The organism is Spirillospora sp. NPDC052269 (genome assembly GCF_040679435.1).
GTDB lineage: Bacteria > Actinomycetota > Actinomycetes > Streptosporangiales > Streptosporangiaceae > Spirillospora.
Genome location: NZ_JBFAUU010000014.1, coordinates 195,830 through 208,792, shown reverse-complemented (window position 1 = coordinate 208,792; position 12,963 = coordinate 195,830). Strand labels below are relative to the sequence as shown.

Genomic DNA, 12,963 nt, shown 5'->3' with positions numbered 1-12,963 from the left:
CGAGACCCAGGTCATCCGGTTTTCGAATGACAGAATCTCGAATATGGACTCTCCCGTCGCCGCCGTCCTGTTCGACCTCGACGGAACGCTGATGGACCACGAGACGGCGTCCGTCCGGGCCGTCCTGGAGTGCTGGCCGGACGCCGATCCCGCGTTCCTGGCGCGGCGGTGGGGCGAGCTGACCGACGAGTACGTGGAGCGCTTCGCGGCGGGCGAGATGAGCTTCACCGAGCAGCGGCGGTGCCGTGCGGTCCTGCTCGCGGACGAGCTGGGGCATCCCGGGTGGGACGAGGCGAGGGCGGACGCCTGGTTCGCCGACTATCTCGTCCGCTACCAGGGGTATTGGGCGGCGTATCCGGACGTCCTGCCCGCGTTCGAGGAGCTGGCGGCGCGCGGGCTGCGGTTCGGGATCGTGACGAACGGGGACGGCGCGCAGCAGCGGGCGAAGCTGGAGAGGATCGGGGTCCTGCCGCGTGTGGCGGACTGCGTGATCGCGTCGCGGGAGGTCGGGGCGGCCAAGCCGGACGCGGCGATCTTCGCGGCGGCGTGCGGCCGGCTGGGGCTGCCGCCCGGAGCCGTCCTGCACGTCGGGGACCTGCTCGACACCGACGCGCGGGGCGCGACGGCGGCGGGGCTCACCGGGGTCTGGCTGGACCGTCCCGGCACCGGCTCCGCCGCCGACGTCCCCCGCATCGGCACGCTCGCCGAGCTGCCCGGCCTACTCGGACCCGGTTGAGGCGGAGTTCAGGACGGCCTCGACCTCGATGGTGATCTCGACCTTCTCGCCGAGCGCGACGCCGCCGGGGATCGGCGTGTTGGTGTCGACGCCGAACTCGGTGCGGTCGATCACGCCGGAGGCCACCATCCCGGCGCGGACGCCGCGGCCGCTCTCGTCGAAGATGTCCGGGCCGAACCCGCCGATCTCCAGGTCGAAGGTGACGGGCCTGGTCACACCCTTGATCGTCAGTTCGCCGTCCAGCTCGAACCGGCCCTCGCCGCGCGCCGGGCGCAGGCCGGTCGAGCGGAAGGTCATGGTCGGGTGCTCGGCCACGGCGAAGAAGTCGTTGGCGTTCAGGTGGGCGTCCCGCTGCGCGTTGCCGGTGTCGACCGACCCCATCCGGACGGTCGCGGTGACAGTGGAGTCGAGCGGGTCCTCGCCGGTCGTGAACGTCGCGTCGAAGTCGTCGAAGCGGCCGCGGACCTTGCTGATCATCAGGTGCCGGACGGCGAAGCCGACGGAGGAGTGGACGGTGTCCACGGTCCAGGTGCCCGCGACATAGCCGGGGATCTCGACAAGCTGCGCGGTCATCGTGTCTCCTTGGTTCTGGGTAGTAAGTCGGTTCCTCGAAGGAACCGGCTTCATCCTGCGAGAATCTCGGCAAGTCCCACAAGAAGGCACTTTTTCCTGCCACAGGCACCCGGAGATAACCATGGACGTCAGCGGCCCGAGCGGGCTCATCAACGAGGCCTGCCCCGCCCTGAGCGGACAGTCCGCCGAGGCCTGCCGCGCCCGCAGGACCCTCGACCGCGTCGCCGAGAAATGGACGCTGATGGTCGTCGCGGTGCTCGGCGAGCGCACCCTGAGGTTCGGCGAGCTGAAGCGCGAGTGCGTCGGGATCAGCCAGCGGATGCTGACCGTGACGCTGCGCGGCCTCGAACGCGACGGCTTCGTCGTCCGGACCGTGTACCCGGAGATCCCGCCGCGCGTCGAGTACACGCTGACCGAGCTCGGCCGGACGATGCTGCAGGCGATCGTGCCGCTCGTCGAGTGGACCGAGTCGCACGGCGAGGAGATCGACGCCGCCCGCGCCGCCTACGACCTCCGGACGGCGGAGGGGTGATCCGGACAACCCGGGTGCGGATCGGGGGTTCGGCGGCTACCTTGGGTGACATCTGACGGAACGCACGGAGCAGACGCAAGGACGATGGATCTTCACGAGGTGGGGCGGCGAGCTAGCCGCGCCGAGCCGGAGAACGCGCGGGGACGCGCGGTCCGGCTCGGCGGTGTGCGCCGCTGCCCCGACCACCTCGTGAGGGTTCACCATGCTGTCCAGTGACGTCCGTTCGACCTTCCTGACGTTCTTCCGCGAGCGCGGCCATGTGCGCGTGCCGTCCAGCCCCCTGGTGCCGGACGATCCGACGCTGCTGCTGACGAACGCGGGGATGAACCAGTTCAAGCCCTACTACCTGGGCGAACGCACGCCCGAGCACCAGCGGCTGATGTCGGTGCAGAAGTGCGTGCGCACCGTCGACATCGAGAACGTGGGCCGGACGACCCGGCACGACACGTTCTTCGAGATGCTCGGCAACTTCGCGTTCGGCGACTACTTCAAGCGCGAGGTCGTCCCGTGGGCGTGGGAGCTCATGACCGGGCACTACGGCCTGGAGCGGGACCGCCTGTGGGTGACGGTGTTCCGCGACGACGACGAGGCGGAGGCGATCTGGCGGAGCCTCGGGGTCCCGGCGGACCGGATCCAGCGGCTCGGCATGGCCGACAACCACTGGTCGATGGGCGTGCCGGGGCCGTGCGGGCCGTCCTCGGAGCTGCACTACGACCGGGGCCCGGCGTTCGGCCCGGACGGCGGCCCGGCGGTGGACGGCGAGCGCTACCTGGAGCTCTGGAACCTGGTGTTCATGGAGAGCCTGCGCGGCGCGGGCGACGGCAAGGACGGCTACGAGGTCCTCGGCCCGCTGCCCGCGCGGAACATCGACACCGGGCTCGGGCTCGGACGGCTCACCGCGATCCTCCAGGGCGTCGACACCGTCTGTGAGACGGACATGATGCTGCCCGCGTTCCGGCTCGTCCAGGAGCGGGCGGGCCGGGAGTACCCGGGGCGGCACGGCGGCGAGGTCGCGACGTCCATGCGGGTCGTGACCGACCACGCGCGGACGGCGGCGTTCCTCATCGCGGACGGCGTGCTGCCGTCCGGGGACGGGCGCGGGTACGTGCTGCGGCGGCTGCTGCGCCGCGCGATCCGGCACGCGCGGCTGCTCGGGATCGAGGGGCCGCTGCTCGCGGACCTGACCGGACGCGTCGTGGACGGCCTCGGCGGCTTCTGGCCGGAACTGGTCTCCGGGCGCCCGCTGGTCGAGCGGGTCGTCACGGCGGAGGAGGAGCGGTTCGACCGGACGCTGCGGCAGGGCTCGCGGCTTCTGGAATCGGCGATCGCGACGTCCTCCGGTTCCGGCTCCGGCGGTGAGCTGTCGGGGCGGACGGCGTTCGATTTGCACGACACGTACGGGTTTCCGATCGACCTGACCCTGGACGCGGCGCGCGCGGCGGGCCTGTCCGTGGACGAGGACGAGTTCGGGCGGCTCCTGGAGGCGCAGCGCAGGCAGGCGCACGAGGCGAGTCAGGGCCGCAAGGGCGACGCGGTCGCGCGCCAGGACCTCTACCGGGGCGTGCTCGCGCGTCATGGCCGGACCAGGTTCGTGGGCTACGACCGGACGTCCGCGGAGGGACGCGTCGTGGCGCTCCTCACCGGCTCCGATCCCTCGCACGCGCATGAGGAGCTCCTACCCGCGCAGGGCGCGCGCGGGCAGGGGGAACTCTCGCGTGCGTTCGAGGGGGCGACGGTCGAATTGGTGTTGTCGCAGAGCCCCTTCTACGCGGAGGCGGGCGGGCAGGTCGGGGACACCGGGCGCGTCGTCACGCCGTCCGCGACGCTCGACGTGCTGGACACGCGGCTCGGGCTCGACGGGCTGCACGTCCACACGGTCCGGGTCGTGTCGGGCGAGGTCGGCGTGGGCGACGAGGCGGAGGCGGTCGTGGACGCGGACCGGCGCACGGCGACCGCGCGGTCCCACAGCGCGACGCACGTCCTGCACGCGATGCTGAAGCGCGTCCTCGGCGACCACGCGGCGCAGCGCGGCTCGCGGGTCGAGCCGGGACGGCTGCGGTTCGACTTCGCGCACTTCGGCGCGGTGACGGAGGACGAGCTGGCGACCGTCCGGACGCTCGTGAACGACTACCTGCTGGACGATCCGGAGGTGCGGGTCTGGGAGGCGGACCGCGCGGCGGCGGAGGCGGCGGGCGCGGTCGCGCTGTTCGGCGAGCGGTACGGCGAGCGGGTGCGGATCGTGGACATCGGCGACGCGTCCCGCGAGCTGTGCGGCGGGACGCATGTCGGGCACGGCGCGCAGGCGGGCCCCGTGCACCTGCTCGGAGAGTCGTCGGTCGGGTCCGGGCTGCGCCGCATCGAGGCGCTGACCGGCCCGGACGCGCTGCGCCACCACGACCACGAGCGCGTCCTGCTGCGTGAGCTGGCGGACCTGCTGTCCGTCCCGGCGGACCGGGCGCCGGACCGGCTGCGGCAGCGGCTCGCGACCCTCGCGGAGGCGGAGCGCGAGCTCGCGGCGCTGCGCGCGGCGGACCTGTCGTCCCGCGCGTCCCGGCTCGCGGCGTCCGCGACCGGCGACGTCCCGGTCGTGTCCGCGCGGGTGGACGGCGTGGCGGCGGAGTCCCTGCGGGGGCTGGCGGCGGAGACCGCGGGCCTGCTGCCGCGTCCGGGCGCGGTCGTCCTCGGGACGGTCTCCGGCGGAAAGGCGCTGCTGGTGGCGGCGGTCTCGGAGACACTCGGCGTCGAGGCGCGGGAGCTTCTGGCGAACGCGGCGCGCGTCGTCGGCGGAGGCGCGGGCGGGCGCGGCCCGGTCGCGAACGCGGGCGGACGGCGCGTGGAGGCGCTGCCCGAGGCGCTGAAGGCGGCGGAACGGACCGTCCGGAGCGTCCTCGCACCTTGAGCCCTCGCGCTTGAGTCCTCGAGCCTGAGACCTCGTGCTTCGAGTCCTCGTGCTTTGGGTCCTCGTGCCTTGACCGGAGGTCGCGTCCCGCGGGAGCGGTCCTGCGGGACGCGAACGGTCACTTCAGGCGCGAGCGGTCAGTTCGGGACGATGACGGCGCGGCCGTCGACCTCGCCGGCGTGCAGCCGCTGGTAGGCGACCGGCGCCTCGTCGATCGAGTACGTCTCGACGTGGACGTCCAGCACCCCGGCGCGGGCCAGGTCGAGCACCTCGATCAGCTCGGACCGGCTGCCCCAGTACGGCGACCGGACGGACGCGTCGTAGGCGATCGCGCCGAAGCCCACGGAGGCGAAGCCGCCGCCGATGCCGACGATCACGACGTCCGCCTCGGTGCTCGCGACGGCCGTGGCGGTCGCGGTGGTCGGCGGGGCGCCGACGAAGTCGAACACGGCCTGCGCGCCGATCCCGCCGGTCAACTCGCGCACGCGCGCGGCGGCCTTGTCGTCGGACATGACGGTCTCGTGCGCGCCGACCTCCTTGGCCAGGGCCAGCTTCTGCTCCGACACGTCCAGCGCGATCACGCGGGCCGGGGACAGGGCGCGGATCAGCTGGATCCCGACGTGCCCGAGGCCGCCCGCGCCGATCACCACGGCCGTGCTGCCCGGCACCAGGCGCGGCAGCGCGCCCTTGATCGCGTGGTACGGGGTGAGCCCGGCGTCCGTCAGCGGAGCGCTCCGCGCCGGGTCGAGATCACCGAGCGGGACGAGGTGGCGCGGCGCGTCCACCAGCAGGTACTCGGCGATCGCGCCGGGCGCGCCGAGTCCGGGCGGCTGGATCTTGAGGGCGGCGGCACGTCGGCAGTAGTTCTCCTTGCCCTGGGCGCACTCCGGGCACGTCCCGCAGCCCCACGGCCCGTACACGGCGACGGACTCGCCGACCGTGAGCCCGGTGACGCCCGCGCCGAGCGCCGCGACCGTGCCGACGCCCTCGTGGCCGAGTGTCAGCGGCAGGCCGATGCCCAGTTCGGCCGAGCTCTGCATCACGACGAAGTCGGAGTGGCAGACCCCGGCGGCGGTCACCCTCAGCAGCACCTGTCCGGGGCCGGGTTCGGGGTCCGGAACCTCGACGACCTCGGGCGCCCTCCCGACCTCGCGGAACTGGACGGCCTTCATGATCTCCCCTTCCCCGTCCGGCGACCGGTCTGCGGACCCGCGTCACGCGGTCCATACCCCCAACCACCCCATCTCCACCTCAACCCGCGAAAAGCCTCAGGGAGGCAGAATCTTCCCGGGGAGACACATCACTCGCCTCGCATCTCTGCGCCGATGCCGCGGAACGGGATAGACTGCTGCGCGCTGCGGGCTGTAGCGCAGTTTGGCTAGCGCACCGCCTTTGGGTGGCGGGGGTCGCCGGTTCGAATCCGGCCAGCCCGACGGACGAGGCGAGGCGGGGCCCACGGGTCTCCGCCTTCCTCACCCCGTTATCGAAGCGACAACCACTGGGAAAACCCGGTACGCTACGGTCACGGACGAGGCGATGCCTCACCCCACGCGGATGTAGCTCAATGGTAGAGCCCTAGTCTTCCAAACTAGCTACGCGGGTTCGATTCCCGTCATCCGCTCCACGCACGAAACGACAACGGCGGCCTCCCGGCCGCCGTTTCGCTTTTCTCACCTAGGATCTACCGCCGTTTCAGCAAAGGCTTCCGGAGAGCGAGACCGAGCGCGAGGAACTGCCGACCATCACCTTGGCGCAGCCCTTCATCTGCTGCCAGGAATGGGTCGTCGTGTTCCAGTACGAGAAGGCGCGGGCGTCCAGCGGGAAGGTGACGCGGGCGGACGCGCCGGGCGCGAGCGAGATCTTGCCGAAGCCCCTGAGCTGCTTGGCGGGCTCCGGCACGGCCTTGCTGGACGGCAGCCCGAGATACAACTGCGGGACGGCGTAACCGCGGCGCTTGCCGGTGTTGGTGACGGTCACACTCACCCCGGTCCGCGACATCTTCAGGGCGCTGAACTTGAAGCCGGTGTAGGAGAGCCCGTATCCGAACGGGAATGCCGGAACATATCCCTTGGCGTCGTAGTGCCGATATCCGACCAGCAATTCCTCGCCGTATCGGACGGTGTTCCCGGCGCCTGGATACTGGGCCGGGTTTCCGCTGATCGGGGCCTGCTTCTCGGCGGCGGGGAAGGTGACCGGGAGTCGTCCGCCCGGGTCGACATCACCGAAGAGGACACGCGCGATCGCCGTCCCGCCCCGTCCGCCCGCGTACCAGGACTCCATGATCCCGCGGACCTTGCCCGCCCACGGCGTCAGCACCGGACCGCCGGTCTGCAGCACGACCACGGTGTTCGGGTTGGCCTTGGCGACGGCCGCGACCAGGGCGTCCTGGTCACCGAGCTTCCCGTCCCCGCAGCGCAGCGTCAGGCACTTCACGTCGGCGTCCTCGGCCCGCGCGTCGGCGACGAACACCACCGCGACCTTCGCCGCCCGGGCCGCCTTCACGGCCGCCGCGACGTCCTTTCCGCTCTGGTAGGTCACGTTCTTGGCCCCGGCGCGCGTGGTCAGGCCCTTCAGCGGTGTGACCGTCGACACGGGCTTGACGTACGCCGACCCGATCCCCGAACGCATCTGCGCGGCGGGACCGCCGATCACGGCGATCTTGCTTCCGGACTTGAGCGGCAGCACCCCGCCGGTGTTCTTCAGCAGCGTGATGCCCTGCTCGGACAGTTGCTGGGCGGTGCGGCCATGCGCGGTGTAGTCGATGTGTCCATCGTTGGCCGGACGGGCCCGGTCGAACACCCCGAAGGCGAACAGGGTCCGGAACCGGGCGCGGAGCCGGGCGTCCACGTCCGCCCAGGTGATCTTCCCGTCCTGCAGCGCCGAACCGAGCGCGGGCGGGCTGTACTGAACGCCGATCGGCATCTCCAGGTCGAGCCCGGCCTTCATCGACCCCACGGTGTCCTTGGCGCCGAGCAGCCAGTCGCTGACCACGAATCCCGTGAAGCCCCACTGCTTGCGCAGCACGCCGTCCAGAAGCGGCGTGTTGGAGCAGCTCGGCAGGCCGTTGACCAAGTTGTATCCGCACATCACGCTGCCGACCTTGGCGTCGCGCACGGCGGACTCGAACGGCGGCAGGTAGACCTCGTGCAGCGCCCGCTCGGACACCACGGCGTTCACCGAGTACCGGTTGGCCTCCTGGTTGTTGGCCGGGAAGTGCTTGACCTCCGCGATCAGTCCCTTGGACTGGACGCTCTGGATCCAGGACGCGCCCATGCGCGAGGTCAGCAGCGGCTCCTCGCCGTACGCCTCGAACGTCCGCCCGCCCCTCGCGGTGCGCATGATGTCGACGGCCGGGCCCAGGACGACGTCGTTCCCGTGGTGGACGGCCTCGTCCGCGACCACGGCGCCCGCCTGCCGCGCGGCCTTCGGGTCGAAGGTCGCCGCCAGGGACAGCCCGGACGCCAGAGCCGTGTTCGGGCCCTGCTTCACGCCCATCGACCCGGCGTCCACCAGGTACAGGTCCGGGATCCCGAGCCGCGGCACACCGTGGACCGTCCCGGCCCGGTACCGCGCGTCGTCGGCCGCCCGCAGCGGCCCGACCAGGTCGTCCCCGGCGAGCAGCGCCAGCTTCTCGTCCCCGGTCAGCGCCGCGACGAGCGCGTCCGCCCGCCGCTCGGCGGGCAGCCCGCGGTCGCACCAGGGCCGTCCGGACGGGGCGGCGCAGGGCGCGCTGTTCGACGCCGCGCCCGCGACCTGCGACTGGATCACCGGAGCGGCGAGGAGCCCGGCGGCCGCCAGGGTCCCGACGACGGCCACGGTCTTACGTCTGATCATTTCTTGCCGACTCCCAGGAGGGGCGCTTCAGGAGGCATCGGCGATGTCGCTCCCGAGATCTTCGCCACACTGAGGCGCAAAGCTAGCAATCGGCACGAAAGGCGGGCAAGCAATACATCCCACCTGTTCAGCGGTGAACCAGGCGGGTGGGATGGGAGTCAGGGGGTCTGGAGGAGTGCCTGGCCGGCGGCCCGGTGTTCGGCGGCGGTCGAGGGGTCGGTGTCGGCCAGGACGGCGGCGATCCCCTCGTGGGCGAGGACCTCCTCGTGGCGGTAGCCGACCTCGGGCGCGAGGCGGAGGGCCTGGCGGTGGAGGCGGAGGGCCTCGTCGGGGAGGCCGGCGAGGCGGCAGGTCTCGCCGTAGCCGTTGAGGAAGTGGATCTTCCAGTGCTCCTCGAACAGCTCGTCCAGCAGGGCGAAGGCCCGGCGGTGGCTGGCGAGGGCCTCGTCGTAGCGGCCCATCTGGCGGAGCGCCACGCCCAGGCAGTTGAGGCACCAGGCCTCGTTGTGCTTGTGGCTGTCCTCGCGGGCCTGTTCCAGGGCCCGGGTGAGGTGCTCGGTGGCCTCGTCGGGGTGTTCGGAGGCGATGGCCACGCCGAGCGTGATGCGGGCCGTCAGGGTGGACGGCCAGTCGGACTCGGAGGCGGTCGGCTCGAGGGTCTGGCGGGCGCGGGCGGCGGCGGCGTCGCGGTAGCCCAGCTGGAGGAGGGCCCAGGCCTCGTTGGCGGTCGCGTGGGCCCTGCCCATGGGGGAGTCGATGGAGTCGTAGAGCGCGGCGGCCTCGCAGAAGAGGGTCAGCGGCTTCTGCACGTCCCCCTCGTCCCAGAGGAGGAGCGCGCGGCGCATCGTCAGTTCGGCTTCGGCCCAGGTGTCGCCGGTCTGGGCGATCAGGGGTCCGGCGGTGTCGTAGGCGGCGTGGGCCTCGGGCATGCGGCCCGCGTTGTAGCGGGCGAAGCCGAGGTCGCTGTGCGCCTCGGCCAGGCGGAGCGGGTCGTCCAGGCGCCGGGCCGCGTCCAGGGCGCGTTCGAACAGGACGTTGAGGTGGGTCGTTCCGCAGCGGCGGGCGAAGAAGGCCCGCATGAAGCGGGGCAGTTCGCAGGCGTGGACGTCGGCTCCGGCCGCGACCGCCGTTTCGAAGACGGCCATCAGGTTCGTGTACTCGGTGGCGAACCAGAAGAGGGCCTGGTGCTTGTGGGTGAACGCCGGGAGCTCGGCCGGGGGCTCGCCCGCGGTCGGCGCCTGGCTGCGCGACAGGTAGGGCATCGCGGCCTCGGCGGCGGCCGCCGCGTGCACGTAGTAGTCGAGGACGCGTCCGACGGCGCGGTCGCGGTCGTCCTGGGTGTCCTGCTCGGCGGTGGCGCGGCGGGCGTGCTCGCGGACGAGGTCGTGCAGCCGGTAGCGGCCGGCGGACGGCTGCTGGACGAGGTGCGCGTCGAGGAGGTCCTCCAGCATCGTCCTCGCGGTGCGCAGGGGGACGTCCGCGACGGCCGCCGCCACGTACTCGTCGAAGGACGAGCCGGGCAGCAGTCCCAGCAGGCGGAAGAAGCGGCGCTGCGACCGGTCCAGCTGCCGGACGGACATCGCGAAAGCCGTGTCGAACTCGCTCGGGCCCTCCGCCATCCGTTCGACGAGGATGCCGACCGTCCAGCCCGGACGGTGCCGGAGGCGGGCGGCGGCCAGGCGCAGCGCGAGCGGCAGGTGGCCGCACAGGCGCAGCACCTCGGCGGCCTGCTCGGGCTCGCGGGCGAGGCGTCCCTCCGGACGGCCCGACTCGCCGCTCGCGCGGGCCAGCAGCTCGGCACTCTCCTCCGGGGACAGGACGTCCAGGGACACCGGCGGGACCTCGTCCAAGCCGAGCAGGCGGTTGCGGCTGGTGATCAGCGCGACCGAGGCGCCCGCGCCGGGCAGCAGGTGCCGGACCTGGTCCGCCCCGGCGGCGTTGTCCAGGACGACGACCGCGCGCCGGGACGCCAGCTCCGAGCGCCAGAACGCGGCGAGGGGCTCGACGCCGCCGGTCTGCGGGATCTTCTCGGACGGGACGTCGAGCGCGGCGAGCAGCGCCCGCAGCGCCATGTCGGGGTCGAGCGGCTCGCGTCCCTCGGTGAATCCGTGCAGGTCGAGGTAGAGCTGTGCGTCCGGAAAGTCGGGTGTGAGCCGGTGCGCTGCGTGGACGGCCAGGCAGGTCTTGCCGACGCCGGGCATGCCGTCGATCGCGACCAGCCGGTCGGCCTCGACGGCGGCGAGCACCGCGGCGAGGTCGTCCTCGCGTCCGGTGAAGTCGGGCACGTCCCGGGGCAGGTCGTTGCGCGGCGGGCGCGGCGTCCCGGCGGGCGGCGACGGCGGCTGCACCTGGCGGCTGGTCTTCGGCGGCGCGGGCAGCGGGCTCCCGGCGCGCTCCCACAGCGGACGCAGCGGACGCGGATCGCGCTTGACCAGGCGGCACAGCTCGACGACCGCGGGCCAGGGCGGGACGGTCTGTCCGCCCAGGTACCGCGACAGCGAGGACGAGCTGAGGCCGGTGTCCCGCGCGAGGGCCCGGACGCCGCGTCCGGACAGCTCCTGGATCAGCCGCAGCCGTTCGGCCAACTCTTCCTGCGGGTCGGTCGTCCGCTGTTCCGCCACCATCGCGATCCCCGCCGATCTGTCCCGCCTCGCCGGAAGTTTCCCGGTACGAGTTCTGGCTGGTCGTGACCGTACCAGCTGTCCCACGGTGTCCCACGGGGATCGTCCCGGGCGCCCGTTCCGGCTGTGATTAAGCCATGCCGCCGCGGAACACGGGGCGGCACACCGGACACGGACAGAGGAGAACGACATGCAGGCTCGGATGAAGAACCCCGCCCAGGTCCTCGACGGCGCGATGAAGCCGATCCAGGAGCTCTTCAAGGCCGTCCACACCGGCGGAGTGGACGCGCAGACCCTCGAGCTGGTGCACCTGCGCGTCAGCCAGATCAACGGGTGCAGCGCCTGCGTCGACGCCGGGGTCAAGGGCGGCCGCAAGGCGGGCGTGAGCGAGGAGAAGCTGGCCACCACCGCCGCCTGGCGCGAGGCCCCGTACTTCTCCGACGAGGAGCGCGCGGCGCTGGAGCTGGCCGAGGCCGCGACGCGCCTGGCGGACCGTCCGGACTCGGTGAGCGACGAGATCTGGGACACCGCCGCCACCTACTACGACGAGAAGCAGCTCGCCGCGATCGTCATGATGATCAGCGTCACGAACCTGTTCAACCGGCTCAACGCCACCACCCGGCAGATCGCCGGCGCCTGGGGCTGATCCGCCCCACCCCACAGAAGACGACGAAGGCTAGGAGAAGCGCCATGGCTCGCTTCTTCCAGAACGCCGACCTGGTGAAGCGCGCGGCGGGCTGAGCCCAGACCCCTCGCAGGTGATGCGGTGCGTCCCCCCGGACGCAGCGCTCAGCCGCGTTCCCCGGCGTCGACCTGGGCGGGCGGTCGGGGGTGGGCGGGGGGCGTCCGGCATTATGAGTGGTCGTGGACGAAATGCGAGTTTTGGTTGATGTCGAATGGGTGCGGGCGCGGCTCGGGACGCCGGGGCTGGTGGTGCTGGACGCGTCCGTGGGCACCCATCGGGCGAGCGGCGCGGGGCGGATTCCCGGAGCGCGGCGGTTCGACATCGACGGGGCGATGTCCGATCACGCGAGCCCGGTGCCGCACACCATGCCGGGCGCGGAGCAGTTCACCGAGGAGATGCGCGCGCTCGGTGTGAACTCGGACGACACGATGGTCGTGTACGACGCGGCGGGCATCTACTCCAGCGCCCGCGCCTGGTGGATGCTGCGCGCCATGGGCTTCGACCGGGTGGCCGTCCTGGACGGCGGGCTGCCCGCGTGGATCGCCGCAGGTCATCCGACCGAGGAGCACGACTCCGCCCCCGTCGGACGCGGTGACTTCACGGCGCGGCCGCGCGACGGGTGGTTCGTGGACGCGGACGAGGTGGCCACGGCCCTGGACGATCCGGAGCGGGCCGTGCTCGACGCGCGCTCGGCGGGACGGTTCGAAGGGACGGCCCCCGAGCCGCGTGACGGACTGCGCGGCGGTCACATGCCGGGCTCGGTCAGCCTTCCGTTCACGGGCCTTCAGGACGACGGGCGCATGCTGCCGCCGGACGACCTCCGCGAGCGCTTCGCGCGGGCGGCCGGAGGACGGGAGCGGCTCGTCGTCAGCTGCGGGTCGGGCGTCACCGCGTGCGTGCTGGCGCTGGGCGCCGAGCTGGCCGGATACCGCGACGTCACCGTGTACGACGGTTCGTGGAGCGAGTGGGGGCTTCCGTCCGGACGTCCCGTGCAGACCGGGCGATAAAGGAGATCAACGACACATCCGTGTGCTTTTGGACGGTGCTTGGGGTTGAGGAGCCGCACGGGAAGGTAGAGACACC

At 72.4% G+C, this 12,963-nt stretch carries 9 protein-coding genes and 2 tRNA genes; 7 read left to right on the top strand and 4 right to left on the bottom strand.

What is annotated here, in order from left to right:
• The first annotated feature begins 43 nt into the window (after positions 1–43).
• The gene (locus tag AB0L06_RS29075; protein WP_500234295.1) at positions 44–736 is read left to right on the top strand and encodes an HAD family hydrolase; all 693 of its coding nucleotides are present in this window, start codon (positions 44–46) and stop codon (positions 734–736) included.
• On the opposite strand, the gene AB0L06_RS29070 is transcribed toward AB0L06_RS29075, so the two are convergent.
• The gene (locus AB0L06_RS29070; protein WP_500234294.1) at positions 719–1,309 is read right to left on the bottom strand and encodes a YceI family protein; all 591 of its coding nucleotides are present in this window, start codon (positions 1,307–1,309) and stop codon (positions 719–721) included. The genes AB0L06_RS29075 and AB0L06_RS29070 overlap by 18 nt on opposite strands.
• 121 nt (positions 1,310–1,430) lie before the next feature.
• Here AB0L06_RS29070 and AB0L06_RS29065 point away from each other — a divergent pair, with 121 nt between their 5' ends.
• Together AB0L06_RS29065 and alaS are read left to right on the top strand one after the other, a co-directional pair.
• Positions 1,431–1,841 (top strand): winged helix-turn-helix transcriptional regulator, encoded by a 411-nt coding sequence (locus tag AB0L06_RS29065; RefSeq protein ID WP_500234293.1) that lies wholly within the window; start codon positions 1,431–1,433, stop codon positions 1,839–1,841.
• A 202-nt stretch (positions 1,842–2,043) separates the two neighbouring features.
• Positions 2,044–4,740, top strand: coding sequence for an alanine--tRNA ligase (gene alaS / locus AB0L06_RS29060; protein WP_500234292.1), 2,697 nt, complete (start codon positions 2,044–2,046; stop codon positions 4,738–4,740).
• A 137-nt stretch (positions 4,741–4,877) separates the two neighbouring features.
• Here alaS and AB0L06_RS29055 read toward each other — a convergent pair whose 3' ends face one another.
• Positions 4,878–5,912 (bottom strand): NAD(P)-dependent alcohol dehydrogenase, encoded by a 1,035-nt coding sequence (locus AB0L06_RS29055; RefSeq protein ID WP_500234291.1) that lies wholly within the window; start codon positions 5,910–5,912, stop codon positions 4,878–4,880.
• A gap of 186 nt (positions 5,913–6,098) precedes the next feature.
• Here AB0L06_RS29055 and AB0L06_RS29050 point away from each other — a divergent pair.
• Positions 6,099–6,173: transfer RNA gene (locus AB0L06_RS29050), tRNA-Pro, on the top strand.
• A 117-nt stretch (positions 6,174–6,290) separates the two neighbouring features.
• Positions 6,291–6,364, top strand: a tRNA-Gly gene (locus AB0L06_RS29045).
• A gap of 68 nt (positions 6,365–6,432) precedes the next feature.
• On the opposite strand, the gene AB0L06_RS29040 is transcribed toward AB0L06_RS29045, so the two are convergent.
• Complete coding sequence (locus tag AB0L06_RS29040; RefSeq protein WP_500234290.1) at positions 6,433–8,574, bottom strand: beta-glucosidase family protein; 2,142 nt, start codon at positions 8,572–8,574, stop codon at positions 6,433–6,435.
• 158 nt (positions 8,575–8,732) lie between these two features.
• Positions 8,733–11,198 (bottom strand): ATP-binding protein, encoded by a 2,466-nt coding sequence (locus tag AB0L06_RS29035; protein WP_500234289.1) that lies wholly within the window; start codon positions 11,196–11,198, stop codon positions 8,733–8,735.
• 187 nt (positions 11,199–11,385) lie between these two features.
• Here AB0L06_RS29035 and AB0L06_RS29030 point away from each other — a divergent pair, with 187 nt between their 5' ends.
• Positions 11,386–11,841 carry a carboxymuconolactone decarboxylase family protein gene (locus AB0L06_RS29030; protein ID WP_500234288.1) on the top strand — a complete coding sequence of 152 codons (456 nt, stop codon included), beginning with the start codon at positions 11,386–11,388 and terminating at the stop codon, positions 11,839–11,841.
• A gap of 227 nt (positions 11,842–12,068) precedes the next feature.
• Positions 12,069–12,887 (top strand): sulfurtransferase, encoded by an 819-nt coding sequence (locus tag AB0L06_RS29025; protein ID WP_500234358.1) that lies wholly within the window; start codon positions 12,069–12,071, stop codon positions 12,885–12,887.
• Positions 12,888–12,963 lie beyond the last annotated feature (76 nt).